The sequence below is a fragment of the Stenotrophomonas sp. TWI587 genome, assembly GCF_039674145.1.
GTDB lineage: Bacteria > Pseudomonadota > Gammaproteobacteria > Xanthomonadales > Xanthomonadaceae > Stenotrophomonas > Stenotrophomonas maltophilia_AY.
In genome coordinates this window covers 81,506-105,328 of record NZ_JBDJMW010000012.1, presented here as the reverse complement: position 1 = coordinate 105,328, position 23,823 = coordinate 81,506, and the positions used below count along the sequence as shown (strand labels likewise).

24 protein-coding genes are annotated in these 23,823 nt (G+C 66.0%); 16 read left to right on the top strand and 8 right to left on the bottom strand.

What is annotated here, in order from left to right:
- Positions 1–27 precede the first annotated feature (27 nt).
- Complete coding sequence (locus ABE464_RS17350; protein WP_019186003.1) at positions 28–720, bottom strand: rhomboid family intramembrane serine protease; 693 nt, start codon at positions 718–720, stop codon at positions 28–30.
- A 225-nt stretch (positions 721–945) separates the two neighbouring features.
- Between ABE464_RS17350 and ABE464_RS17345 the strand changes: the two genes are divergently transcribed.
- The 3 genes from ABE464_RS17345 (at position 946) to ABE464_RS17335 (ending at position 3,734) form a co-directional block, all read left to right on the top strand.
- Positions 946–2,289: an outer membrane protein transport protein gene (locus ABE464_RS17345; RefSeq protein WP_346472947.1), complete on the top strand. Its 1,344-nt coding sequence runs from the start codon at positions 946–948 to the stop codon at positions 2,287–2,289.
- Between the two features lie 198 nt (positions 2,290–2,487).
- Positions 2,488–3,012, top strand: coding sequence for a Rossmann fold nucleotide-binding protein (locus tag ABE464_RS17340; RefSeq protein WP_346472946.1), 525 nt, complete (start codon positions 2,488–2,490; stop codon positions 3,010–3,012).
- Positions 3,013–3,101: 89 nt separating this feature from the next.
- On the top strand, positions 3,102–3,734 hold the full coding sequence (locus ABE464_RS17335) for a hypothetical protein (protein ID WP_346472945.1): 633 nt from the start codon (positions 3,102–3,104) through the stop codon (positions 3,732–3,734).
- Between the two features lie 55 nt (positions 3,735–3,789).
- On the opposite strand, the gene putA is transcribed toward ABE464_RS17335, so the two are convergent.
- Complete coding sequence (putA, locus tag ABE464_RS17330) at positions 3,790–7,014, bottom strand: bifunctional proline dehydrogenase/L-glutamate gamma-semialdehyde dehydrogenase PutA (RefSeq protein ID WP_346472944.1); 3,225 nt, start codon at positions 7,012–7,014, stop codon at positions 3,790–3,792.
- Positions 7,015–7,290: 276 nt separating this feature from the next.
- On the opposite strand from putA, the gene ABE464_RS17325 reads away from it, so the two are divergent.
- From ABE464_RS17325 to ABE464_RS17300, 6 genes are all read left to right on the top strand, one after another.
- Positions 7,291–7,767 carry a DUF2244 domain-containing protein gene (locus ABE464_RS17325; protein ID WP_070426473.1) on the top strand — a complete coding sequence of 159 codons (477 nt, stop codon included), beginning with the start codon at positions 7,291–7,293 and terminating at the stop codon, positions 7,765–7,767.
- 11 nt (positions 7,768–7,778) lie between these two features.
- Positions 7,779–8,726 carry a cytochrome c oxidase subunit II gene (gene coxB / locus ABE464_RS17320; protein WP_346472943.1) on the top strand — a complete coding sequence of 316 codons (948 nt, stop codon included), beginning with the start codon at positions 7,779–7,781 and terminating at the stop codon, positions 8,724–8,726.
- Positions 8,727–8,790: 64 nt separating this feature from the next.
- Entirely contained in the window at positions 8,791–10,401 is a 1,611-nt protein-coding gene (gene ctaD / locus ABE464_RS17315; protein WP_265309792.1) for a cytochrome c oxidase subunit I, read from the top strand.
- Positions 10,402–10,409: 8 nt separating this feature from the next.
- Entirely contained in the window at positions 10,410–10,544 is a 135-nt protein-coding gene (locus ABE464_RS17310) for a hypothetical protein (protein WP_259462181.1), read from the top strand.
- Entirely contained in the window at positions 10,541–11,128 is a 588-nt protein-coding gene (locus tag ABE464_RS17305) for a cytochrome c oxidase assembly protein (RefSeq protein WP_346472942.1), read from the top strand. The genes ABE464_RS17310 and ABE464_RS17305 overlap by 4 nt, the downstream gene beginning before the upstream one ends.
- 20 nt (positions 11,129–11,148) lie before the next feature.
- Positions 11,149–12,024, top strand: a complete 876-nt coding sequence (locus ABE464_RS17300; protein ID WP_123731374.1) for a cytochrome c oxidase subunit 3 — start codon at positions 11,149–11,151, stop codon at positions 12,022–12,024.
- Positions 12,025–12,064: 40 nt separating this feature from the next.
- On the opposite strand, the gene ABE464_RS17295 is transcribed toward ABE464_RS17300, so the two are convergent.
- Positions 12,065–12,283, bottom strand: coding sequence for a twin transmembrane helix small protein (locus tag ABE464_RS17295; protein ID WP_019185993.1), 219 nt, complete (start codon positions 12,281–12,283; stop codon positions 12,065–12,067).
- 57 nt (positions 12,284–12,340) lie between these two features.
- On the opposite strand from ABE464_RS17295, the gene ABE464_RS17290 reads away from it, so the two are divergent.
- The 5 genes from ABE464_RS17290 to ABE464_RS17270 all read left to right on the top strand — a co-directional run bounded on the left by ABE464_RS17290 (position 12,341) and on the right by ABE464_RS17270 (position 16,684).
- The gene (locus ABE464_RS17290; protein WP_102788906.1) at positions 12,341–13,075 is read left to right on the top strand and encodes an SURF1 family protein; all 735 of its coding nucleotides are present in this window, start codon (positions 12,341–12,343) and stop codon (positions 13,073–13,075) included.
- Between the two features lie 27 nt (positions 13,076–13,102).
- Complete coding sequence (locus ABE464_RS17285; protein ID WP_102788907.1) at positions 13,103–13,678, top strand: hypothetical protein; 576 nt, start codon at positions 13,103–13,105, stop codon at positions 13,676–13,678.
- A gap of 11 nt (positions 13,679–13,689) precedes the next feature.
- Complete coding sequence (locus ABE464_RS17280; protein WP_346472941.1) at positions 13,690–14,901, top strand: COX15/CtaA family protein; 1,212 nt, start codon at positions 13,690–13,692, stop codon at positions 14,899–14,901.
- 4 nt (positions 14,902–14,905) lie between these two features.
- Positions 14,906–15,799, top strand: coding sequence for a heme o synthase (gene cyoE / locus ABE464_RS17275; RefSeq protein ID WP_346472940.1), 894 nt, complete (start codon positions 14,906–14,908; stop codon positions 15,797–15,799).
- A gap of 99 nt (positions 15,800–15,898) precedes the next feature.
- Positions 15,899–16,684 (top strand): calcium-binding protein, encoded by a 786-nt coding sequence (locus tag ABE464_RS17270; protein WP_346472953.1) that lies wholly within the window; start codon positions 15,899–15,901, stop codon positions 16,682–16,684.
- 42 nt (positions 16,685–16,726) lie between these two features.
- Here ABE464_RS17270 and ABE464_RS17265 read toward each other — a convergent pair whose 3' ends face one another.
- The 3 genes from ABE464_RS17265 to ABE464_RS17255 form a co-directional block, all read right to left on the bottom strand.
- The gene (locus ABE464_RS17265; protein WP_346472939.1) at positions 16,727–17,725 is read right to left on the bottom strand and encodes a bile acid:sodium symporter family protein; all 999 of its coding nucleotides are present in this window, start codon (positions 17,723–17,725) and stop codon (positions 16,727–16,729) included.
- A gap of 100 nt (positions 17,726–17,825) precedes the next feature.
- Positions 17,826–19,556 carry a DNA primase gene (dnaG, locus tag ABE464_RS17260; protein ID WP_346472938.1) on the bottom strand — a complete coding sequence of 577 codons (1,731 nt, stop codon included), beginning with the start codon at positions 19,554–19,556 and terminating at the stop codon, positions 17,826–17,828.
- 63 nt (positions 19,557–19,619) lie between these two features.
- Positions 19,620–20,534, bottom strand: coding sequence for a YihY/virulence factor BrkB family protein (locus ABE464_RS17255; RefSeq protein WP_346472937.1), 915 nt, complete (start codon positions 20,532–20,534; stop codon positions 19,620–19,622).
- 146 nt (positions 20,535–20,680) lie between these two features.
- On the opposite strand from ABE464_RS17255, the gene ABE464_RS17250 reads away from it, so the two are divergent.
- Positions 20,681–21,616 (top strand): hypothetical protein, encoded by a 936-nt coding sequence (locus ABE464_RS17250; protein WP_346472936.1) that lies wholly within the window; start codon positions 20,681–20,683, stop codon positions 21,614–21,616.
- A gap of 69 nt (positions 21,617–21,685) precedes the next feature.
- Here ABE464_RS17250 and ABE464_RS17245 read toward each other — a convergent pair whose 3' ends face one another.
- Positions 21,686–22,132, bottom strand: a complete 447-nt coding sequence (locus ABE464_RS17245; RefSeq protein WP_123731364.1) for a GatB/YqeY domain-containing protein — start codon at positions 22,130–22,132, stop codon at positions 21,686–21,688.
- A 135-nt stretch (positions 22,133–22,267) separates the two neighbouring features.
- Positions 22,268–22,483 carry a 30S ribosomal protein S21 gene (gene rpsU, locus ABE464_RS17240; protein ID WP_002808376.1) on the bottom strand — a complete coding sequence of 72 codons (216 nt, stop codon included), beginning with the start codon at positions 22,481–22,483 and terminating at the stop codon, positions 22,268–22,270.
- Positions 22,484–22,650: 167 nt separating this feature from the next.
- On the opposite strand from rpsU, the gene tsaD reads away from it, so the two are divergent.
- Positions 22,651–23,676, top strand: coding sequence for a tRNA (adenosine(37)-N6)-threonylcarbamoyltransferase complex transferase subunit TsaD (tsaD, locus tag ABE464_RS17235; protein ID WP_346472935.1), 1,026 nt, complete (start codon positions 22,651–22,653; stop codon positions 23,674–23,676).
- The last annotated feature ends 147 nt before the right edge of the window (positions 23,677–23,823 follow it).

Genomic DNA, 23,823 nt, shown 5'->3' with positions numbered 1-23,823 from the left:
CACTACCCGCAGGCGATGGCTGTTCTTCTAGAACCCATGCCGCTTGCGCAGTCGCCGCGCGATCGCGGCGCGCACATACACGCCGTAGCCCAGGCCGAACACGAACCCGGCGATATGTGCCCACCAGGCCACCATGCCGAAGGTCGGGCCGATGTAGGCGAATACCACCTGCAGCGCTGCCCACACCCCGATCAGCAGATAGGCCGGGGCGCGCACGAATTCCAGGAACAGGCCCAGCGGGATCACCACGCCCAGCCGCGCGCCCGGGAACAGCGCCAGGTAGGCGCCGATCAGGGCCGACACCGCGCCGCTGGCACCGATGATGATCTGGTCCGGGCTGCCCATGGTGTAGATCGCGGTCAGGTTGGAAATCGCCCCGCCCACCAGGAACAGCAGCATCAACCGCCACGGCCCCAGCACGCGCTCGGCCGGCAGCCCGAAGATCAGCAGGAACACCAGGTTGCCCAGCAGGTGCGACCAGTCCGCATGCAGGAACAGTGCGGTGAACAGCCGCAGCACGCTGCCATCCTGCAGGGTCGCCCACCAGTCCAGCGGGTGGGTGAGACCGGTCGACAAGGCGCCCCAGTCCATCCACAGGCTGCGGCGGGCGTCATCCGGCCGCGAAATCGACCACAGAAAGGCCACCCACAGCGCGGCGAACAGCAGGGGGGTGGCCCAGCGGTAGGCGGCTTTCTTGCGGGAGGGGGTGGACACGAACATTCGGCACTAGCCTAGCGCGGAGGCCGACCTGACGGGGATATGTCGCGTTCAGCATGAATAGCCACAAGGGCGACACACGTTATTGTTTCATTAACCGCTCTCGGTATACTCGCATACGGCGTCGTATGTCGGGAGGGGAATCCGGCGCGTTGTCCTGACCTGCAAAGGAAGGGAAAACGCAGGCGCGCGTTGCCAAACATGATCGCTATCCGGAGAGAACCAACAATGCATACCGCTTCCACGCTTGCCCGCGTCACCGCCCTGGCTGTCGGCATTGCCGGCGTCCTGGCCGTCGGCCACGTCCACGCTGCCGCCTTCCAGCTGAAGGAAAACAGCGCCAAGGGCCTCGGCCGCGCCTTCGCCGGTTCCGGCAGCGCCGCCGGCGATGCCTCCATCATGGCCGTCAACCCGGCTGGCATGCGCCAGCTCGAAGGCATGCAGGTCCAGGGCGACCTGAGCGCCATCAGCTTCTCGGCCAAGTTCAACGGCACCGGCCGCAAGCCGACCGGCCAGCCGCAGACCGGCGGTGACGGCGGCGACGCCGGCATGATCGCTCCGGTTCCGGCCGCGTACTTCCACATGCCGATCGGTGAGCAGGCCCACTTCGGCGTCTCGCTGACCGCACCGTTCGGCTTCAAGACCGATTACGACAATGGCTGGGTCGGCCGCTACAGCGGCATGAAGACCGACATGAAGGCCATCGACCTGGGCTTCGCCGCGTCCTATGACGTCAACCCGTACGTGTCCTTCGGTGCGTCCGTGTTCGTCGAGCACCTGACCATCGAGCTGAGCAACAACATCGACTTCGGCACCGCACTGGCGCAGTCGCGCGTGCCGGGCTTCGCGCCGGGCAGCGCCGATGGCAAGCTGACCGTGGAAGGTGACAACAACGCCGTGGGCTGGACCGTCGGCGGCTTGTTCAGCCCGGACGAGAACACCCACATCGGTATCAGCTACCGCTCCAAGGTCGAGCACAAGATCACCGGCGGCGATGCCACCTTCGACGTGCCGACCAACGCTGCTGCCGTGCTGGCTGTCGCGCAGCCGGGCCGCTTCACCAGCACCTCGGGCAAGGCGACGCTGACCCTGCCGGCCTCGGCCACGCTGAGCGTCACCCACAACGTCAACGACCGCTGGACCGTGATGGGTGACGTCACCCGTACCGCCTGGTCGACCGCGTTCGACCAGGTCACCATCGACTACGCCTCCAACCAGCCCGATTCGGTGCTGGAGTTCGGCTACCGTGATACGACCTTCGTCTCGCTGGGTACCGACTTCAAGCTGAGCGACACCGTGACCCTGCGTGGCGGTATCGCGCTGGATCAGACCCCGACCACCAACGCACACCGCGACGTGCGCGTGCCGGACACCAGCCGCAAGTGGCTGTCCGTGGGCCTGGGCTGGACCCCGTCGGCGAACACCGAATACAACTTCGGTTACACCCACCTGTTCACCAAGGATCCGGACGTGAACATCGCCGGTACCACCAACAACCAGGGCAACTCGCTGACCGGCAAGTACAAGGTCCGTGGCGACGTGCTGGCCGCGTCGTTCAACTACAAGTTCTGATCAACGCAGCACTGATCGGTTGAACGCAGCAGCAGAAAACCCCGCGAAAGCGGGGTTTTTTGTTGTCTGCGCGCTGCTCGTGCGGCATCCGCTGCGCGCAGCGTCCACGGTATCGGCGTTCACGTCGAAGGCGTGACGCGATAGGATCGCACTCCTGTGCCGACCGCTACGCAGGCACGACCATTTAAAAGGAAATGAATGAAGTCTCCGCATCGACGACCGCAGGTCTGCATTCTGGGCAGCGCCGAACCGGGTTCCGCAGCCTACGAACTGGCTGGAGACGCTGGCGCGTTGATGGCCAGACTCGGCATCACTGTCGTCAGCGGCTGTGGAAGTCCCGCCACGCGCGTGGCTGCCGAGCGCGCGATAGCCGCAGGCGGCCTGGCGGTCAGCATCATTCCCCCCGACGAGATGCCGGCGGCTGACTGGCCGGCAACCGTCGTGTTGCCGTGTGGCATGGGCGATGCCCGCAACCTGATGATGGCCTTGGCCGGTGATGCCTGCATCGTCATTGGTGGCCGTGCCGGCACCATCTCGGAAGTCTGTCTGGCGTGGCTGCACAAGCGGCCGTTGTTGCCGCTGGAAGGCTGCGGGGGCTGGTCCGATACATTGCGGACGCATCCTCCGGACGAGCGTCAGAACTCCCCCATCCTGCCGTGGACCAGCCTGCAGACCCTGGAAGCGCAGCTGCGCCAGCTAGACCTGGCATCACTGCCGGCCTAGGCATCTCCATTGAATCAACCTCCCGCTGGAGACGCAGGTCGCCAGTGCAATGCCGTTTCGCCTCCACTCTTCTCCCCACGGGTTTTCCCATGACGTCTACTCTGCTCCGCTCCACCCTTGCCATCGCACTCGCCGCCATCTCGCTGCCCGCAGCGGCCGCGCCGGAGTTCGCTGCCTGTTTCACCCTGACCCCGGGGCTGTCCTGGTCCAACGCAGATGAAACGCTGACCATCGAAAAAGTCACCTTCGCCGGCCAGAACGCCATCAAGGTGCACAGTGCCGGTGGTGGCATCGGCATGGCCAGCTTCTACGATCCCAGCGGCCGCCAGCTGCTCGGCCAGGAACGCTACGGCATGTCCAGCGACGGCCCCACGCGGACCGACGTCTTCAAGCCGGCGCCGACCTTCCCGCAGAGCGCCAAGCCGGGTGAGCGTTTCGAACTCACCGGCACGGGCGAGCGCACCAACCACATCGATGAAACCGTCGAGCCGATCGACTACGACGGCTTCTCCGACTACACCTTCGTCGGCTTCGAAGATCTGGAGACGGACGTCGGCAACCAGCCGCGCACGTTCAAGGACACCTGCCACGTCACCGCCACCTTCGAAGACAACCGCATCGAAGCCTGGTATGCCGCCGGTTTCGGCCGTATCAAGTTCGAGCGCTACATGGGCAATGAACTGCTGATGCACGACGAGATCGAGTCCATCGAAAGCCCGTGAACTACAAAAAACCCCGCTTTCGCGGGGTTTTTCGTTTGCTGCATGACGCCGGAGATCAGTCGCCCAGGGTCAGCAGCGAGGCATTGCCGCCGGCTGCCGTGGTGTTCACGGTGACGGTCTTCTCGGTGGCAAAGCGCAGCAGGTAGTGCGGGCCGCCGGCCTTCGGGCCGGTACCGGACAGGCCCTGGCCGCCGAACGGCTGCACGCCGACCACTGCACCGATCTGGTTGCGGTTGACGTACACGTTGCCGACGTTGATGCGCGAAGCGATGCGGTCGACGGTTTCGTCGATGCGCGAATGCACGCCCAGGGTCAGGCCGTAGCCGGTCGCGTTGATCTGGTCGATCACCGCATCGAGCTGGTCGCCCTTCCAGCGGATCACGTGCAGCACCGGCCCGAAGATCTCCTTGTGCAGCTGGTCCAGGTTCTTCAGTTCGTACGCACGCGGGGCGAAGAAAGTGCCGTGTGCGGCGTCGTCGCTGAGCGTGGCAGCGGCGATCAGGCGGGCTTCCTTCTCCATGCGCACGGCGTGATCCTTGAGGATCTGCAGCGCGTCGGCATCGATCACCGGGCCGACATCGGTCGACAGCAGGCCCGGGTCACCGATCTTGAGTTCGGCCATCGCGCCGGACAGCATGGTCATCACCTTGTCGGCAATGTCGTCCTGCACGAACAGCACGCGGGCGGCCGAGCAGCGCTGGCCGGCGGAGGTGAAGGCCGATCCGATCGCATCCTTGACCAGCTGCTCCGGCAGCGCCGAGGAGTCGGCGATGAACGCATTCTGGCCGCCGGTTTCCGCGATCAGCACACCGATCGCGGCGTCGCGTGCGGCCATTGCGCGGTTGATTGCACGGGCGGTGTCGGTCGAGCCGGTGAAGGCCACGCCGGCCACGCGCGGGTCGGCGGTCAGTGCGGCACCGACGGTCGCGCCGTCGCCCGGCAGGAACTGCAGCACGCCTTCCGGCACGCCGGCATCGAGCAGCAGCTTCACTGCGTAATAGCCGATCAGGTTGGTCTGCTCGGCCGGCTTGGCGATCACGCTGTTGCCGGCGGCGAGCGCGGCGCTGACCTGGCCCAGGAAGATCGCCAGCGGGAAGTTCCACGGGCTGATGCAGACGAACACGCCGCGGCCATGCAGCTGCAGTTCGTTGGATTCACCGGTCGGGCTCGGCAGCTTTTCGGCATGACCGAACTGCTCGCGTGCCTGCTTGGCGTAGTAGCGCAGGAAGTCGACCGCTTCGCGTACTTCGGCGATGCCGTCGGGCAGGCTCTTGCCGGCTTCCTTGACGCACAGCGCCATGAACTCGGGCATGCGCGCTTCCAGCTGGTCGGCAGCGTGCTCCAGGATCGCGGCGCGGCTGGCGGCCGGGGTGCGGTTCCAGGCCGGCTGCGCGGCCACGGCATTGGCCAGTGCCTTCTCGACGGTGGCGCTGTCGGCCGGCTGCCACTGGCCCACCACCTGGCGCGTGTCGGCCGGGTTGGTCACGTTCAACAGCGCGCCGGTGGGGTTGGCACCCGGCACCAGCGGCGCGGCATGCCACGGCTTCACGGCGGCGTTGAGCTGCTCGGCCAGGGCGCGCAGATCGTTGTCGTTGGCGAGATTGACGCCCATGGAGTTCTTCCTGTCATGGTTCTGGCTGCGCAGCAGATCTGCCGGCAGCGGGATTTTCGGATGCGGGATGGACGCGAACGAGGAGACCACGTCCACCGGATCGCGGATCAGGTCGTCGATGGCCACGTTCTCGTCGGTGATGCGGTTGACGAAGCTGGAATTGGCGCCGTTCTCGAGCAGACGACGCACCAGGTACGGCAGCAGGTCTTCATGCGAACCGACCGGCGCATACACGCGGCACGGCACGTTCAGACGGTCGGCCGGCACCACTTCGGCATACAGGTCATCGCCCATGCCGTGCAGTTTCTGGTGCTCGTACTGGCCGCCCTTGGCGATCGCCTGCACGGCCGCGATGGTGTGCGCGTTGTGCGTGGCGAACATCGGGTAGATCGCATCGCTGTGCGTGAACAGACGCTTGGCGCAGGCCAGGTAGGACACGTCGGTGTTCTGCTTGCGGGTGAATACCGGGTAGGCCGGCAGACCGTCGATCTGCGCGCGCTTGATCTCCGCATCCCAGTACGCGCCCTTGACCAGGCGCACCTGCAGGCGGCGACCGATACGACGGGCCAGGTCGGCCAGGTAGTCGATCGTGTACGGGGTGCGCTTCTGGTACGACTGCACGACCACGCCGAAACCTTCCCAGCCAGCCAGCGAGGCATCGCTGACCACGGTTTCAATGATGTCCAGCGACAGCTCCAGGCGGTCGGTTTCTTCGGCATCGACGGTGCAGCCGATGCCGTAGGACTTGGCCAGCTGCGCCAGCTCCAGCACGCCCGGCACCAGGTCGGCCATCACGCGTGCGCGCTTGGCATGCTCGTAGCGCGGGTACAGCGCGGAGAGCTTGATCGAGATGCCCGGTGCCGAGTTGACGTCGCCATCGGGACGGCCGCCGCGGGCCTTGTGGTCACCGCCGATCGAGTGGATCGCGCGACGGTAGTCTTCCAGGTAACGCTTGGCATCCTTCATGGTCAGCGCGCCTTCGCCGAGCATGTCGAACGAATAGCGGTAGCTGGCGTTGTCGCCCTTGTGCGAGCGCGACAGTGCCTCATCGATGGTGCGGCCCATGACGAACTGGTGGCCCATGATCTTCATCGCCTGGCGCACGGCCAGTCGGATCACCGGCTCACCCACGCGGCCGATCAGGCGCTTGAATGCGCCCGGCACATCGGCGCGGGTGGCATCGTTGATCTGGACCAGGCGGCCGGTCAGCATCAGGCCCCAGGTGGAGGCATTGACCAGCACCGAGTCGCTGCCGCCCATGTGCTTCTTCCAGTCGGCATCGCCGAGCTTGTCGCGGATCAGCTTGTCGGCGGTCTCCTGGTCCGGAATGCGCAGCAGGGCTTCGGCCACGCACATCAGCAGCACGCCTTCTTCGCTGCCCAGGTCGTACTGGCGCATGAAGGCTTCGATCGCGCCCTGGTCCTGGGCACGCACGCGCACGCGCTTGACCAGGTCGGCGGCGGTGGCCTGCACCTTGGCCTGCTCGGCGGCCGGCAGACGTGCCTGCTCCAGCAGCTCGCGCACATGGGTGGCCTCGTCCTTCAACCAGGCATCGGTGATCGCCTGGCGGAACGCATTGGGAACGCCCGGCAGCTCGGGGGCGAGCAGCGGCGGGCGGGCGGCGCCGGACGATGCCGGGGCAGGGGGAAGGACAGAGGATGCAGTCATGCCGGTCGGCTCGTGGAGAACTTGACCATTTTAATCGTTTTTTTGGCGAGTCAAGGGGTTTACGTGGCTGTGCCCATGCGGCGCATAGCCTTTCATACAGGGGGATTCGGCGGATTCGACCCGACCGGTATTTATTGTGCTGATTTCGTCAAAATGGCCGCCGCAGTCGATGCTGTGTTGCAACATTCCTGAAACTGTGAATGGACCCTTGCTACTCGCTGGAGAGCGGGGCTACCATCGAGACGTTTCCCGCGGCAGGAAAAACGCGGTTGCGACATGATCGAGGTGCTTATCGCTCCGGACGGATCAGGGACGCAACTGCGGCTGCGCCCCCCACGGGCGCTCGATGCCCGGCAGTTCGTCCTGTTGTTTGCGGTGTTGGCGGGGGTGATGTGGCTGGCGGCTGGCCTGGGCTGGTTCACCGGCAACGTATTCGCCCCCGTGTTTGCTCTGCTGTACAGCGTGTTGCTGGCAGTGGCGCTGCGCACGGTGTGGCGCAGTGGAGAACGGCAGGAAGAGATCCGGGTAGTGCCGGCGTGCGTGGAAGTGATTCCCGCACCCGGGCATTCGCCGGTGTTCAGCGCCCACCCGCACTGGGTGAGGCTGATCGCCGACGAGCGCAGAGTCCGGCTGGCATCCAGCGGTAGGCAGGTGGACGTGGGGAGTTTCCTCGCACCGGCCGAACGCCAGGTACTGGCTCAGAAACTAGAAGGCTTGCTCGCGGCCAATGACGGCCGCAACCGACGACGCTAAGGGTCTAGGCAATGAAGCAATGCAGAAAGTGGGGCAGGACGTTCGGGAAGTCAGTGTTGGGCGGGGCTGCGCTGCTGGCGCCGGCCATGGCGTGGGCCCAGGCGGCCGACCCCAAACCGTGGCAATTGAACATGGGCAAGGGGGTGACCCAGAGCTCGCGGTTGGCGTGGGAGTCCAACCTGTTCTCGCTGTGGGTCTGTACCGTGATCGGCGTGCTGGTGTTCGGCGCGCTGTTCTACGCGATCTTCAAATTCCGCAAATCCAAGGGCGCGGTCGCCGCCACCTTCAGCCACAACACCAAGGCCGAGGTCATCTGGACAGTGATCCCGGTGATCATCCTGGTGGTGATGGCCTGGCCGGCCACGGCCAATCTGATCAAGTTCTACGACACCCGCGATTCGGAAATGACCGTGAAGGTCACCGGCTATCAGTGGATGTGGAAGTACGAATACCTCGGCGAAAACGTCAGCTTCACCAGCCGCCTGGACCGTGAGTCCGACCGCGTGCGCCAGAGTGGGGTGGTGCCGACCCGCGACAGCCATCCGCATTACCTGCTGGATGTCGACAACCGCCTGGTGCTGCCGGTCGATACCAAGGTGCGCTTCGTGATCACCTCCGACGACGTCATCCACGCCTGGTGGGTGCCGGCGCTGGGCTGGAAGCAGGATGCGATTCCCGGCTTCATCAACGAGGCCTGGACCAACATCGAGCAGGTCGGCGTGTACCGCGGCCAGTGCGCCGAGCTGTGTGGCAAGGATCACGGCTTCATGCCGATCGTGGTCGAGGCGGTCTCCAAGGAGGATTACCAGAAATGGCTGGCCTCCAGGAAGCCTGCGCCGGCCCCTGCGCCGCAGGCCGCTCCGGCGCCTGCGCCGGCTGCCCCGGCCGAGGCCACCCCGGCACCGGCACCGGCACCGGCCAGCGAGCCTGCCGTGGCAGCAACAGACAGCAACGCCTGAAATCGAGCCGCGCCCGCCAGCCGGCGGATGCGGGTACCACCGGATACAGTGAGGTGTAGTTGCGATGGCGCATTCCGCAGTTGACCACGACGGGCATCACGGGCATCAGCAGGGGTTCTTCGAGCGTTGGTTCTTCTCGACCAACCACAAGGACATCGGCACGCTCTACCTGCTTTTCAGCTTCATCATGTTCATCATCGGCGCGGCGATGAGCGTGATCATCCGCGCCGAGCTGGCGCAACCGGGCCTGCAGTTCGTCAAGCCCGAGTTCTTCAACCAGATGACCACCGTGCATGCGCTGGTGATGATCTTCGGTGGCGTGATGCCGGCCTTCGTCGGCCTGGCCAACTGGATGATCCCGCTGCAGATCGGCGCGCCGGACATGGCGCTGCCGCGCATGAACAACTGGTCGTTCTGGCTGCTGCCGGTGGCCTTCAGCCTGCTGCTGCTGACCCTGTTCCTGCCGGGTGGCGCACCGGCTGGTGGCTGGACGCTGTACCCGCCGCTGTCGCTGCAGGGCGGCTACAACGTGGCCTTCAGCGTGTTCGCCATCCACGTGGCCGGCATCAGCTCGATCATGGGCGCGATCAACATCATCGCCACCGTGCTCAACATGCGCGCCCCCGGCATCGATCTGCTGAAGATGCCGATCTTCTGCTGGGCCTGGCTGATCACCGCCTTCCTGCTGATCGCGGTGATGCCGGTGCTGGCCGGCGCGGTGACGATGCTGCTCACCGACAAGTTCTTCGGCACCAGCTTCTTCAACGCCGCCGGTGGCGGTGACCCGGTGATGTACCAGCACATCTTCTGGTTCTTCGGGCACCCGGAGGTGTACATCATGATCCTGCCGGCGTTCGGCGTGGTCAGCGAGATCATCCCCACCTTCAGCCGCAAGCCGTTGTTCGGCTACCAGGCCATGGTCTACGCGATCGCCGCGATCGCGTTCCTGTCCTTCATCGTCTGGGCCCACCACATGTTCACCGTGGGCATGCCGCTGGGCGGCGAGATCTACTTCATGTTCGCCACGATGCTCATCTCCATCCCGACCGGAGTGAAGGTGTTCAACTGGGTCAGCACCATGTGGCGCGGCTCGCTCACCTTTGAAGCGCCGATGCTGTGGGCGGTGGCCTTCGTGATCCTGTTCACCATCGGCGGCTTCTCCGGCCTGATGCTGGCGATCGTGGTGGCCGACTTCCAGTACCACGACACCTACTTCGTGGTCGCACATTTCCACTACGTACTGGTCACCGGCGCGGTGTTCGGGCTGATCGCCGCGGTGTACTACTGGTGGCCGAAGTGGACCGGGCGCATGTACAGCGAAACCTGGGCCAAGGTGCATTTCTGGTGGTCGATCGTGTTCGTGAACCTGCTGTTCTTCCCGCAGCACTTCCTCGGCCTGGCCGGTATGCCGCGGCGTATTCCCGATTACAGCGTGGCCTTCGCAGACTGGAACCTGATCAGCTCGATCGGCGCGTTCGGCATGTTCGTCACGCCCTTCATGATGGCCGCGATCCTGTGGCACTCGCTGCGCCACGGTGAGAAGGCCGCTGACCGCTGCTGGGAAGGCGCACGTGGCCTGGAGTGGACGATTCCCTCGCCTGCACCGGCGCATACCTTCACCACGCCGCCGACCATCCGTCCGGGTGATCTGGCCCATGACGACATCACCCATTGAGGCCGCTCATGACCAGCACCACCCGCACGCCGGATGAGCAGGCCCTGCAACGTCGCCGCGCGCATCGCACCGCGTGGGCGGTCGGCATCGTCGCGCTGATGGTCTATGGCGGCTTCATCCTCAGCGGGGTGATCGGGCGATGAGCGAACCGCGCCCGGCACCCGCGCGTCATGCGGGCCTGCCCCGCCTGATCGGGGTGGCGCTGGCGGTGTTCGTGCTGACCTTCTCGCTGGTGCCGCTGTACCGCATCGCCTGCGAAAAGGTGTTCGGCGTGCGCCTGGAGCGCGGCCCCGGCGCGGCGGCAGGCACTGCGGCCGCCAACGGCAAGCGCACGGTGCGGGTGGAGTTCGACGGCGGGGTGAATTCCAAGCTGCCGTGGGCGTTTCATCCCGAACAGCTGACGATGGACGTGGTGCCCGGCGAGCTCAACGAGGCGCTGTATTACGCGCGCAATGACAGCGATCGCGCGCTGGTCGGCAGTGCGGTGCCGTCGGTGGCACCGGCCAAGGCCTCCGGCTACTTCAGCAAGACCGAGTGCTTCTGCTTCACCGCGCAGACCCTGCAGGCCGGCGAGAAACGCGACATGCCCGTGCGCTTCATCGTCGACCCCGACCTGCCGGCCAACATCACCACGATCACCCTGTCCTACACCTTCTACAAGAACGACGCCTTGTCCGCGCAACTGGCTCCAGCCAGCCTGCCGACCGGCGCGCGTGCAGCTCCCTGATCCGGACCGGACCCAAGACCATGGCCCAGCAAAGCCCCGATGCGAACGTGTACTTCGTGCCCACGCACAGCAAATGGCCGTTCATCGGTTCCATTGCGATGATGGTGACCATGGTCGGCGTGGCCAGCTGGCTCAACGATTCCAGCTGGGGCAAGTGGACCTTCTACACCGGTATCGCGATGCTGGTGCTGACCCTGTTCTGGTGGTTCAGCGACGTGGTGCGCGAATCGCAGGCCGGCAGCTACAATCGCCAGGTGGATGGCTCGTTCCGGATGGGGATGGTGTGGTTCATCTTCTCCGAAGTGATGTTCTTCGGCGCGTTCTTCGGCGCGCTGTTCTACACCCGCAACCTGGGCCTGCCGTGGCTGGGCGGCGCCGGCGATGGGGTGATGACCAATGAGCTGCTGTGGGATGGCTACTCGGCGGCGTGGCCGACCAACGGCCCCGGTGCGATCGGTGGGCACTTCCAGACCATTCCGGCCTGGGGTCTGCCGCTGATCAATACGCTGATCCTGCTCACCTCCGGCGTCACCCTGACCATTGCGCATCACGCGCTCAAGGCCGGTCACCGCCGCCAGCTGCTGGTCTGGCTGGGCATCACCGTGCTGCTCGGCGTGGGCTTCCTCACCCTGCAGGTGGAGGAGTACATCCACGCCTACAAGGAACTCAACCTCACCCTGGGCTCGGGCATCTACGGCTCCACCTTCTTCATGCTCACCGGCTTCCACGGCGCGCACGTGCTGCTCGGCACGATCATGCTGGCGGTGATGTGGCTGCGCTCGTCGAAAGGGCATTTCACCCGCGACAACCACTTCGGTTTCGAAGCCGCCGCGTGGTACTGGCACTTCGTCGACGTGGTGTGGCTGATGCTGTTCCTGTTCGTCTACGTGCTGTAGCGTCGGTGCGACGTCCTGCCGCATCGACGCCGGTGCGGCCTCAGCCGCCGATGCCGTGGGGCTTGATCCAACCGCTGTAGATGCCGATGACCACCAGCACGATCAGCGCCACCGATACCGCGATGCGGCGGGTGAGGGCATTGACGGTGCGCTTGGTCTGGCCGCGATCGACCAGCAGGTAATACAGCCCGGCGCCCAGATTCCAGACGATGACGATCAGAAACGCGATTACCAGCAGGGTCTTCAACGAATCATTCATGCGCGGCTCGATGGCGTGGCGGGTGCGCCTATATCACCGCGTTTTGCCGACGTTGTCATGATGCGCAAGCACACACGCCTGATCGGCTGGATCGCCGCGGTGCTCGTCATCCTCGCGTTCTGCCAGCTCGGCCGCTGGCAACTGCAGCGCATGCACGACAAAGAAGCGTTGCTGGCCCAGCAGGTGCCGGCCCGTGCGCAGTCGCTCAGCCTGCGCCAGGCGCTGGCCGCACCGCTGCTGCTGCGCTGGGTGGAGGACCGCGGCCGCTTCCTGCCCGGCACCATCCTGCTCGACAACCAGACCCGCGAAGGCCGCGCGGGCCTCAAGGTGTATCAGCCGTTCCAGAGCGATGACGGCGCACGCGTGCTGGTCGATCTGGGCTGGCTGCCGATGCCGCCGGATCGCGTGATCCCACCGATCACCCCGCGCACCGACCATACGGCCATCAGCGGCCTGTTGGCGCCGCCGCCGGCCACCGGCCTTGCCCTGGGCCCGGCGCTGTCGCCCGCGCCACAGGCGAACGTATGGCTGGCCAGCCGGATGCCACCCGACGACATGGCCCGCGCGCTGTCACTGCCGACGGGCAGCCTTGCCGCGCGCGTGCTGCGGCTGGATCCGGCGCTGCCAGGCGGTTACCCGCGCGATCTGGAGCTGCTGCCTAATACGCTGCCGCCCAGTCGCCATCTGGGCTACGCCGTGCAATGGTTCGGACTGGCGTTGACCGTGCTGGTGGTCGCGCTGGTCCTGGAATTCCGTCGCCATCGCCGCCGGCGTGGCACTCCCCGGCGCTGACCGGCTCAACGTGAGAAAATGCCGCCCATGAATGCCACTTCCCCGGCCCGGCTGCCGTCCCGTTCACGCGGCCGCTGGACCCTGATCGCGTTGTTCGGCGTGTTCTTCGGCGCCATGGCGCTGGCGGGCGTGCTGCGCTTCTCCGGCTGGCAGCCGACCTCGCACCGCAATACCGGGCAGCTGCTGCAGCCGCCGGCCGATCTGCGCGCGCTGCCGCCCACCCTGGCCGATGGTCAGCCGTACCCGTGGAACCCCAACGATCGCACCTGGCGGATTCTGGTGGCCCCGTCTGCCAGCTGTACCAGCGAGTGCGTCACTTTGTCGCAGGGATTGGGCAAGGTGTGGCAGCTGTTCGGCCATAACGCCGATAATGTCGAGATCCTGTGGCTGGGCACGCCGCCGGCCGAGGTCCAGGGCATGCCCGCACTGCGCGCGCTGCGCGCCCAACCGGACCTGCGTGCCGCTTTGCCCGCCGTGGATGACGCCGCCGGCACGCCTGTGTATGTGATCGATCCCAACGGATTCGTGATCATGCGGTACGCGCCGGGATTCGATATGGCCGGTCTGCGCAAAGACCTGGCCACGCTGCTGAAACTGAAGTGAGTTCCGTTTAGATGAGCCTCTCCGCACGCCCGGTGCTGCACCGCAATTTCCACCGTCTGGCGTGGTTTGCGCTGATCATGACGGCCAGCACGATCATGTTCGGTTCGTTCGTGCGCCTGTCCGATGCCGGCCTGAGCTGCCCGGACTGGCCGACCTGCTATGGCCGTGTCACCTGGCCGCAGCATGCCGAGGAAGTGATCGGGCACGAGGCCGCCAAGATCCGTCCGCTGGAAACGCACAAGGCATGGCGCGAACAGGTGCACCGCTTCCTGGCCGGCGCGCTGGGCATCGAGATCCTCACCCTGGCACTGCTGGCCACGCGCCGCCGTCGCTGGGGCAGCACCGCGGTGATCACCGCCTGTGTGCTGGTGGCGACCGGGATACCGCTGTACATGATGGGCATGCACGTTCCCGCGAGCATCATCGCCTTGATCGGCGAAGCGATCCTGCTGATCGCCGCGTTGCGCTGGACCAACATCGACCTGGCCCGCGCCGCGTTGCTGACGCTGGCGGTGGTGATCTTCCAGGCGCTGCTCGGCATGTGGACGGTCACCTGGCTGCTCAAGCCGATCGTGGTCATGGGCCATCTGCTCGGCGGCATGCTGATGTTCGGCCTGCTGGTGTGGATGGCGTGGCGCGCCACGCACATGCCGATCACCCTGGCCGAAGCGCCGAAGCTGAAGTGGCTGATCCGCGTCGGCGTGGCCGTGCTGGTCGCACAGATCGCCCTCGGCGGCTGGGTCAGCGCCAACTACGCCGCACTCGCCTGCGGTGGCGGCAGCGCCTCGCTGGACAATTTCCCGCGCTGCGTCAGCCAGTGGTGGCCGCCGCATGATTTCAAGGAAGGCTTCACCCTGTGGCGTGGCATCGGCGTGGATTACGAAGGGGGCGTGCTGGATGGTGCTTCGCGCATCGCGATCCAGATGGCGCACCGCGTGATGGCGATCGTGGTCGCCGTCTACCTGTTGTGGCTCTCCGTTCGTCTGTTCCGCCTGCCGAGCATGCGCGGCTGGGCGACCGCACTGGGCCTGCTGGTGGTGCTGCAGATCACCCTGGGCATCCTCAACGTGAAGCTCGCGGTGCCGCTGGAAGTGGCCGTCGCGCACAGCGGGGGCGCGGTGGCGCTCCTGTTCGTGCTGGTGACCTTGCTGGCGCGCCTGCGTGCGCCGGATGCCGATGGCGGCAAGGCCAGTGCTGCCTCCCCTGCCGTGCAGGCAGGCTGACGGCATGGCCAGTTACCGTCAGTACTGGGATCTGACCAAGCCCAAGGTCGTCGCCCTGATCGTGTTCACCGCGCTGGTGGGCATGTTCCTGGCCATCCCCGGCGTGCCGACCGCGCAGCAGGCGCTGGACGGCGCCCTCGGCTTCCTCGGCATCTGGCTGGCCGCTTCGGCCGCCGCCGCGATCAACCAGCTGCTGGACGCGCGCATCGATGCACAGATGGCGCGCACCTCGTGGCGCCCGCTGGTGGTGGGCAAGGTCAAGCCTTGGCAGGTACTGGTCTTCGCGGGCCTGCTGATCGTGCTGTCGATGACGATCCTGGTGGTCTGGGTCAACGTGATCACCGCCGTGCTGACCTTCGCCTCGCTGATCGGCTACGCGGTGATCTACACCGTGTATCTCAAGCGCGCGACCTCGCAGAACATCGTCATCGGCGGCCTTGCCGGTGCCACCCCGCCGATGCTCGGCTGGGCCGCGATCACCGGCATGCAGGGCCCGTGGGACTGGGCCTACGCATCGCTGCTGGTGCTGATCATCTTCATCTGGACCCCGCCGCACTTCTGGGCGTTGGCGATCTTCCGCCGCGAGGATTACGCCAAGGCGGAAATCCCGATGCTGCCGGTAACCCACGGCGTGGCGTACACCCGCAAGTCGATCATGGTCTATTCGATCGCCCTGGCCATCGTCAGCATCCTGCCGGTCGTGTTCGGCATGAGCGGCATGTTCTACCTCGGCGGCGCGCTCGTGCTCAACGCGGTCTTCCTCTGGTACGCCTGGCGGATGCTGAATCCGCCGGACGAACTGTTCTCGATGAAGATGTTCGGCTACTCCATCGTCTACCTGATGGCGCTGTTCGCCTTCCTGATGGTGGACCACTGGATGCTGCCCTGGTTGGAGTAACCGCCTTGAATCGGTGATTCGCCGCCGCCATTGCTTCTCTACCGAACAGGGAGTGACGGTATGAAGCGATGGCGCTGGATGGCAGGGTGGGTGATCGGGATGGCGATGGGTGCGGCGAATGCGGCAGCGCCCGCGCCCGCGGAGGACACGGCCGCGCAGATCATGCGGCATGCAGGCGATGGGCGCATGATCGTACTCGGCGAGTACCACGGCACCGCTGAAACACCGCAGCTCGTGGCCGATCTGGTGGAGCGCTACAGCCGCGACAACGCGTCGGTTCGGCTGGCACTGGAGCTGCCGATGAGCGAGAACGTCGCGCTCGCGCGTTACCTGCGCTCCAACGGTGATCTGGACGCACGCCAAGCACTGCGGCGCTCCCCGTTCTGGTTCGTCCAGGACGACCAGCATGACGGACGACGAAGCCGAGACATGCTCGACCTGATTGAGGCCATTCGATCGCTGCGCGCACAGGGACGCGATGTGGGCGTCGCCGGTTATGACGTGGAGACCGGGTCGTCCACGGACAATGAAGTGCGCGATGCCGCAATGGCCACGCACCTGCGGCAGCAGTTCAACGCGCTGCCCCACGGTGCGCAGATGCTGGTGTTGACCGGCAACGTGCATGCGATGCGCGCTCCGCCGGCAGATGCGCCACCGGAGATGCAGCAGCGAACGATGGCGTCATACCTGCTGGATCTGTCGCTCTACAGCGTGCGCTTGGAGGCGTTGCGAGGGCATTTCTGGGCCTGCCTGCAGCCATGCCGCGCCCTACCGTTGATCGAGCGTGCGCCACGAGTCGCCGAAGCCAGCAGTGGCGAGAATCGACCGTACGACCTGTGGGTCTTCCTGCCGGAACTCAGCGTGGGCACGCTGACTGACCTCTAGCGGCCGGCGCGAAAACTCCGCGCAGGCCATGGTGCCGCCGTCTCAATCCTGCCGGATGAGCGGCGTCGGCTCCACCGGATCACGCGCATATCGCTGCGCGATCACCGCGCAGACGATCAACTGGATCTGGTGGTAAATCATGATCGGCAGCACGATCGCACCTAGGCTGCCGCCGGCGAACAGCACCTTGGCGATCGGCACACCGGTGGCCAGACTTTTCTTCGAGCCGCAGAACAGGATGGTGATCTCGTCTTCGCGGTTGAAGCCCAGCCGGCGCGCGATGAAGCGGATCAGCGGCATCGCGATGCCGAGCAGCACGGCTGCCACCACGGCCACACTGAGCAGGGACAACAGCGGCGTCTTGCTCCATAGCCCTTCGTTGACCGCTTCGCCAAAGGCGGAGTAGACCACCAGCAGGATCGTGGCCTGGTCGGTATAGCGCAGCAGCGCACGCTGCCGCTCAACCCAGCGGGCGATCCACGGGCGCAGCAGATGGCCGGCCACGAACGGCACCAGCAGCTGCAGCATGATGCTGACGATGGCCTGGCCGGGGTTGTGCATGCCGCCTTCGGTGCCGGCCAGCAGGGCGAGCAGCAGCGGGGTCAGGAACACGCCGAGAATGCTCGACAGCGAGGCGCTGCACACCGCCGCAGGGACGTTGCCGCGGGCGATCGAGGTGAACGCGATCGAGGACTGCACGGTGGACGGCAGCGCGCACAGGAACAGCACGCCGATGTACAGCTCGGGCGTCAGCAGCCAGCCATCCAGCGGTTTGAACATCAGCCCCAGCAGCGGGAACATCACGAACGTGCAGGCCAGGATGGTCAGGTGCAGGCGCCAGTGCAGCAGGCCGGCAACGATGGATTCACGCGGCAGGCGCGCGCCGTGCAGGAAGAACAGCGCGGCGATGGCGACGTCGGTGACATCGTCGAGCACCATCGCGGCGGCGCCGTGCATCGGCAGGAAGGACGCCAGCAGCACGGTGCAGAGCAGAGCGAGGGTGAAGTTGTCCGGTCGCAGGCGCGACCACCAGCGGGTCATGGTGGGCAGGCTCCTGTAGAGCAGGGAAGTAAGCGGGGGAGCGAAGACGGCATCGCTGCAGCGGGACAGGCGAGGTGGGATGCCACGGCAGCTCCGTCAGTCAGAAGCGAAGGGTGCTGCGCGCCTTGAGCAGTTCGCGCAGCTCGTACTTGTCAGTATCGTCCAGACCCTGCTGGCTCTGCTTTGCCTGAAGCTCGTCCAGACGTTGCATCAGCAGCTGTTTCTCCAGCTGGGCCACGGCGTCATGCAGTTCCTGGGTCCACATCGCCTCATCGCCGGGCAGGGTCTGCGCGGCCAGCTTGTGCAGCGATTCCTGCTCCTCGCGGCCGTCGAAGTGTTCCAGCAGCGCGCCGGTACTGATGTCCGGGCGCTGCTCGACCAGGGTCAGCAGCTCGCTCAGCAGCTCGATGCCGGGCAGGCGCAGGCCGTTGAAGTGATGGCCTTCCAGGGTCATCGCCAACGAGGGCTGCTGCAGCAGGATCGCGATGGCCGCGCGCACCAGGCTGCGGCGCTGTGCCGGGGCGACCGCGCGCTGCGGTTGGCGCGAGGGCGGCGAGGACGCGCTGGGCTTGGCGCCCAGGCCGGTCAGCGTGGTCAGCTGCTGCTTCATCAGGTCGCCGAAGGCGCCATCGGGAATCTGCGCCAGCATCGGCTTGGCCCGTTCGGCCAGGCGTGCCTTGCCGTCGAGCGTGCCCATGTTGACCTCACGGGTGAGCTCGTCGAAGAAGAACTGCGACAGCGGCGTGGCCTGCTGCAGGCGGGCATCGAAGCCCTCGCGGCCTTCCTTGCGCACGATGGTGTCCGGGTCTTCGCCGTCGGGCAGGAACAGGAAGAAGGCCTGGCGACCGTCCTTCATGCGCGGCAGCACCGACTCCAGCGCACGCCAGCCGGCACGACGGCCGGCGGCATCGCCGTCGAAGCAAAAGAACACGTCCGGCGCATTGCGGAACAGCAGCTCGGCATGGTCCGGCGTGGTCGCCGTGCCCAGCGTCGCCACCGCCTGGGTAACGCCGAACTGGAACAGCGAAACCACGTCCATGTAGCCCTCGACCACAATCAGCCGCTCGATCTTCTGGTTGGCCTGGCGCACCTGCCACAGGCCGTACAGCTCGCGGCCCTTGTGGAACAGCGCGGTCTCTGGCGAGTTGAGGTACTTCGGGCCGTCGTCCTTCTCCATGACCCGGCCGCCGTAGGCGATCACGCGGCCACGGCGGTCGAAGATCGGGAACATGACCCGGTCGCGGAACTTGTCGTAGACGTGGCCGCGATCGTTCTTGGAGAACAGGCCGGCGCGGTCGAGCAGCTTCATCCGCCGCTCGTCCTTGCCCAGCGCATCCTTCAGCGCGCTGTAGCCGTCCGGTGCGTAACCGATGGCGAAGCGCTCGCGGTTTTCTTCATCGACACCGCGCTGATCCAGGTAGGCGCGCGCCTTGTCGCTGCCCTTCAATGCGGTCTGGAAGAAGCGCGTGGCCGCGTCCAGTGCCGAGTACAGATCGCGGCTGTCGTCCTGCTGCTGGGCGGTGCGCGGCTGGGTATCGCGCGGCACCTCCATGCCCACGCGCTTGGCCAGCTCATCGACCGCGTCGAGAAACTCGAGGCGGTCGTAATTCATCAGGAAACTGATCGCCGTGCCATGCGCGCCGCAGCCGAAGCAGTGATAGAACTGCTTGGTTGGCGAGACCGTGAACGAGGCCGAGCGCTCGTCATGGAATGGGCAGCGCGCCGCGTATTCCTTGCCCTGGCGCTTCAACGGCACACGGCTGCCCACCACCTCGACAATGTCGGAGCGGGCCAGCAGGTCGTCGATGAATGCGTCGGGGATACGGGCCATGGGCAGCAGGCGGGGGCATGGCCGGTCACGGCCACGCGCGGAAGCGGGGGTACCGCTAGTCTACTAGCTGCTGGCCGGTTCGCCCGGTTTCGGTGGCTCCACGCCAGCCTCGGCAAGCACCGCATGGGCGCGCAGGCGCTCGTCGATCACCGAGGTCATCAGCGCGCCGACGAAGAACACCACGGTGGCGTAGTAGATCCAGACCAGCGAGATCACCAGTGCGCCCATTGACCCGTATGCGCTGCCCGGTGCGACGGTGGCGATGTACAGGCCGATGCCGTAGCGGCCCAGCGCGAACAGGGCCGAGGTGATCGCACCGCCGATGAAGGCTTGGCGCCACGCGACGCGGCGGTCGGGCAGGTAGTGATAGAGGAAGGCGAAGCCCACGGTGTAGAGCGCCAGGCTGGTCAGGTAGCCGATCGCCGGCAGTACCGAGGGCAGGTGCGCGAAGACGACCTGCAGCATGGTGGTCGCGGTCATCGACAGGATCAGCAGGAACCCCAGCGCCAGCACCACGCCGAAGGAGAACACGCGCTTGCGCAGCCACGGCACGATGCCGTCCAGGCGCTCGCCACTGGTGTTGAAGATCAGGTTCAGGGCGTTCTGCAGCTGGGCAAACACCGCCGTGGCACCGATGAACAGCAGCAGGGTGCTCCACACGCCGGCCAGCGTGCCGATGTCCGGCTGGTTGTTGGCGTTGCTGAGCACGGTCTCCGCCACCGAGGCGGCGCTGGTGCCGGCCACATCATTGATCTGGCCCAGCAGCGCTTCCTGCGCCGGCGGGTACAGCGAGGCGGTCAGCCACAGCAGCAGGACCAGCAGCGGGGCCATCGACAGCAGGGCATAGAACGCCAGCGCAGCGGCCTGTGTCATCACGTCCGCATCGATGAAACGGCGCAGCAGCACGGCGGGGAAGCTCTGCTCCAGCCGCGCCATGTGCTTGCGGATCCTGGAGAGGGAATGGCTCGGCGTGTGCATGGACGGCGTCGGATCGGGAACGAGGGCCCGTTCTAGCAAATGGCCGGGCTGCATCGGGTGAAGTGAGCCGATCAGGCCATGGTCTTGACGGATATCGCGCTATCCTTTCGCCCGGTTTTCCACCTTCACAGCAGAAAGGACGCTTCATGAAAGGAATGGTCTACACGACGATGGTGCTGTTGGCCGCTGCGGGCCCGGCGGCGGCTTCCGGGGCCTGCGACAAGGCCTTCAAGACGGTAGGGGATGCGCGCAACGGTGCGCTGTACATGGCCGATGTCACGGTGCCGGGCCTGAAGGTGCAGAGCGCACTGGACCAGCTGCGCAAGATCGGCGGCGATGACAAGTTCGAAGTCGCGGGGCAGCTGGTGGACGGCGATACCGGCGACCAGTACCTGATCCAGCGCACGGGGCTGCGCGTCCCGTTGGTCCTGGTGGGCACCGCCGATCGCACCGGTCGCGTCACGCTGGCGACCAAGCTGGCGCGCGGTCAGTCGATCGAGCCGGCGGCGGCCAAGCAGTCGATGTGCGGGATGCTGGACAAACTCAAGGCGGGCAGCCAGGGCGACACGATTGCCGCAGCCGGACGCACCCAGTACCCGATGCCGGCCATCGAGGCAGTGGCGGCCCCGGATCTGTCCAAGAAGATGGGCAAGGAAGTCAAAGACACGATGGCGCTGTACCGCAGTGCCGGTGCGTTCAAGGATCTGATGCTGGGGACCAACACCAACAAGGAAGACAAGGGCGACCGCTCGGCCACGTTCCTGCCGCTGTACGCGACGTACGTGGGGCGGCGCTATCAGATCGATGGCCAGATCTATACGGTCAATCCAAACACGTATTCGACCAAGCCCGGTGACATCGGCTCGATCAACTACCTGGTCACGCCGACCCGCGGCCTGCTGCGCGTCCGCCAGAACGACACGTACAACAACAACAACTACACCATCCGCTGCGAATTCGCGTCGGACCAGGCCGCCAACTTCACCATGCTGCGCGAGCGCGACTGGGCGAAGCTGGAAGGTGAGATCAGTTCGATCGAGGAAAGCTCGATGACGCTGCGCAACTGTCGCCAGGCCACGTAAGCACCGGCCTGCTGGAACGGAAAAGGCCCGCGAAATGCGGGCCTTTTCACTGCGGCGTGGCGGCGTGATTCAGCCGGCCAGCTGCTGCTTGACCAGCTTGGAGACCAGGCCCATGTCGGCCTGACCGGCCAGTCGCGGCTTGAGCGCACCCATCAGCTTGCCGATGTCGGCCGGGGTGGTCGCGCCGGTTTCCGCGATGGCGGCCTGGATGGCGGCCACGATCTCGGCCTCGCCCAGCTTGGCCGGCAGGTACTGGTCGATCACCACGATTTCATCGCGCTCGATCACGGCCAGGTCTTCGCGGTTGGCGGCTTCGAACTGGGTGACCGAGTCCTTGCGCTGCTTGACCATCTTTTCCAGCACGGCGAGCACGGCGGCGTCGTCCAGCTCGATGCGCTCATCGACTTCGCGCTGCTTGATCGCGGCGTTCATCAGGCGGATCACGCCCAGGCGGTGCTTCTCGCCGGCCTTCATGGCGGCCTTCATGTCATCGGTGAGCTGCTGCTTCAGGCTCATGGGAACACCTCGTGTCGGTGGAAAGGAAAGCGGGGCGCCGAAGCGCTGGAACGCAAAAAGCCGGTAACGCTCGCGCGTTCCGGCTTCGGCTCCGTCACGACAGGCCAAGGCCTGCCGTATCGAAGTTGCGTCCGATCAGTACAGGCGCTGACGCTTGGTAACGTCGCGCGACGAACGGCGCAGCTGACGCTTCACAGCAGCGGCAGCCTTACGCTTACGCTCCTGGGTCGGCTTTTCATAGAACTCGCGCTTGCGGGTTTCGGCCAGCACGCCGGCCTTTTCGCAGGTGCGCTTGAAGCGACGGAGCGCAAACTCGAAGGGCTCGTTCTCGCGGACTTTAACGCTGGGCATGGAATCTCCGGGACACAGTAGAACCGGGTCACGCCCGGTGAGAGCCGCACATTATAGCGGCGAGAAAAGAAGTTGCAACCCACCCCGGCGAACTTCTTGGCCACGGGTGATGCGCAGACAGGCCAGCGTACGTCTGCCGGGGCCTGAAGAGGTCCATAATACCCGTTATGCGAGTCCTTGGTATCGAATCTTCCTGCGATGAGACCGGCGTGGCGGTGTATGACACCTCCCTGTCCGGGATCGACGCCCTGCGCGCCCATGCGGTCTACAGCCAGATCGCCCTTCACGCCGAGTACGGCGGGGTGGTGCCCGAGCTGGCCAGCCGCGACCACGTGCGCAAGCTACTGCCGTTGATCCGTCAGACCCTGGCCGAGGCCGGCATGACTGTGGCCGACATCGACGGGGTGGCCTATACGGCCGGCCCCGGCCTGGTCGGCGCGCTGCTGGTCGGGGCGGGCGTGGCCCGTTCGCTGGCCTGGGCGCTGGAGGTGCCGGCGGTCGGTGTCCACCATATGGAAGGGCATCTGCTGGCCCCGCTGATGGAAGACGACCCGCCGGAGGCACCGTTCGTTGCCCTGCTGGTGTCTGGCGGGCATACCCAGCTGGTGGCGGTGGACCGGATCGGCCAGTACCGCCTGCTGGGCGAGACCCTGGACGACGCCGCCGGCGAGGCCTTCGACAAGACCGCCAAGCTGATGGGCCTGCCTTACCCCGGTGGCCCACAGCTGGCCGCCCTGGCCGAGCGCGGTACCCCGGGTCGGTTCAAGTTCACCCGCCCGATGACCGATCGCCCCGGGCTGGATTTCAGCTTCTCCGGGCTGAAGACCCAGGTGCTGCTGGCCTGGCGTGACAGCGACCAGAGCGAGCAGACCCGCGCCGACATCGCGCGGGGCTTTGAAGATGCGGTGGTGGATACCCTGGCGATCAAGTGCGAGCGTGCACTGGATGCGGCGGGCACCGATGTGATCGTGGTGGCCGGCGGGGTGGGGGCCAACAAGCGCCTGCGCGCCAAGCTGCAGCAGATGGCCGCCCGCCGTGGTGGCCGCGCCTGCTTCCCGCGCCCGGCGCTGTGCACCGACAACGGCGCGATGATCGCCTTCGCCGGCGCGCTGCGTCTGGAAGCTGGCCAGCACAACCCGCCGCAGGTGCAGGTCACGCCGCGCTGGGACATGGCGACGTTGCCGGCGGTGTGAGGGTGGTGGCGGCGCTGCTTTATCACGTCGGCCGATCCACCAGAAGCTGAGTCACTGATTCATGGTCAGACATCCACTCCGCAGTGCGTCCGCACCGCCGGCCGATGACCCGCAGGATGGCGGCGAAGTCGTTCGCAAGGGTGCGGG

What these genes read in the sequence shown, in the direction of transcription:
- ABE464_RS17350 (WP_019186003.1), bottom strand. Translation starts at nt 720, where the DNA reads ATGTTCGTGTCCACCCCCTCCCGCAAGAAAGCCGCCTACCGCTGGGCC.
- ABE464_RS17345 (WP_346472947.1), top strand. Translation starts at nt 946, where the DNA reads ATGCATACCGCTTCCACGCTTGCCCGCGTCACCGCCCTGGCTGTCGGC.
- ABE464_RS17340 (WP_346472946.1), top strand. Translation starts at nt 2,488, where the DNA reads ATGAAGTCTCCGCATCGACGACCGCAGGTCTGCATTCTGGGCAGCGCC.
- ABE464_RS17335 (WP_346472945.1), top strand. Translation starts at nt 3,102, where the DNA reads ATGACGTCTACTCTGCTCCGCTCCACCCTTGCCATCGCACTCGCCGCC.
- putA (WP_346472944.1), bottom strand. Translation starts at nt 7,014, where the DNA reads ATGACTGCATCCTCTGTCCTTCCCCCTGCCCCGGCATCGTCCGGCGCC.
- ABE464_RS17325 (WP_070426473.1), top strand. Translation starts at nt 7,291, where the DNA reads ATGATCGAGGTGCTTATCGCTCCGGACGGATCAGGGACGCAACTGCGG.
- coxB (WP_346472943.1), top strand. Translation starts at nt 7,779, where the DNA reads ATGAAGCAATGCAGAAAGTGGGGCAGGACGTTCGGGAAGTCAGTGTTG.
- ctaD (WP_265309792.1), top strand. Translation starts at nt 8,791, where the DNA reads ATGGCGCATTCCGCAGTTGACCACGACGGGCATCACGGGCATCAGCAG.
- ABE464_RS17310 (WP_259462181.1), top strand. Translation starts at nt 10,410, where the DNA reads ATGACCAGCACCACCCGCACGCCGGATGAGCAGGCCCTGCAACGTCGC.
- ABE464_RS17305 (WP_346472942.1), top strand. Translation starts at nt 10,541, where the DNA reads ATGAGCGAACCGCGCCCGGCACCCGCGCGTCATGCGGGCCTGCCCCGC.
- ABE464_RS17300 (WP_123731374.1), top strand. Translation starts at nt 11,149, where the DNA reads ATGGCCCAGCAAAGCCCCGATGCGAACGTGTACTTCGTGCCCACGCAC.
- ABE464_RS17295 (WP_019185993.1), bottom strand. Translation starts at nt 12,283, where the DNA reads ATGAATGATTCGTTGAAGACCCTGCTGGTAATCGCGTTTCTGATCGTC.
- ABE464_RS17290 (WP_102788906.1), top strand. Translation starts at nt 12,341, where the DNA reads ATGATGCGCAAGCACACACGCCTGATCGGCTGGATCGCCGCGGTGCTC.
- ABE464_RS17285 (WP_102788907.1), top strand. Translation starts at nt 13,103, where the DNA reads ATGAATGCCACTTCCCCGGCCCGGCTGCCGTCCCGTTCACGCGGCCGC.
- ABE464_RS17280 (WP_346472941.1), top strand. Translation starts at nt 13,690, where the DNA reads ATGAGCCTCTCCGCACGCCCGGTGCTGCACCGCAATTTCCACCGTCTG.
- cyoE (WP_346472940.1), top strand. Translation starts at nt 14,906, where the DNA reads ATGGCCAGTTACCGTCAGTACTGGGATCTGACCAAGCCCAAGGTCGTC.
- ABE464_RS17270 (WP_346472953.1), top strand. Translation starts at nt 15,899, where the DNA reads ATGGCGATGGGTGCGGCGAATGCGGCAGCGCCCGCGCCCGCGGAGGAC.
- ABE464_RS17265 (WP_346472939.1), bottom strand. Translation starts at nt 17,725, where the DNA reads ATGACCCGCTGGTGGTCGCGCCTGCGACCGGACAACTTCACCCTCGCT.
- dnaG (WP_346472938.1), bottom strand. Translation starts at nt 19,556, where the DNA reads ATGGCCCGTATCCCCGACGCATTCATCGACGACCTGCTGGCCCGCTCC.
- ABE464_RS17255 (WP_346472937.1), bottom strand. Translation starts at nt 20,534, where the DNA reads ATGCACACGCCGAGCCATTCCCTCTCCAGGATCCGCAAGCACATGGCG.
- ABE464_RS17250 (WP_346472936.1), top strand. Translation starts at nt 20,681, where the DNA reads ATGAAAGGAATGGTCTACACGACGATGGTGCTGTTGGCCGCTGCGGGC.
- ABE464_RS17245 (WP_123731364.1), bottom strand. Translation starts at nt 22,132, where the DNA reads ATGAGCCTGAAGCAGCAGCTCACCGATGACATGAAGGCCGCCATGAAG.
- rpsU (WP_002808376.1), bottom strand. Translation starts at nt 22,483, where the DNA reads ATGCCCAGCGTTAAAGTCCGCGAGAACGAGCCCTTCGAGTTTGCGCTC.
- tsaD (WP_346472935.1), top strand. Translation starts at nt 22,651, where the DNA reads ATGCGAGTCCTTGGTATCGAATCTTCCTGCGATGAGACCGGCGTGGCG.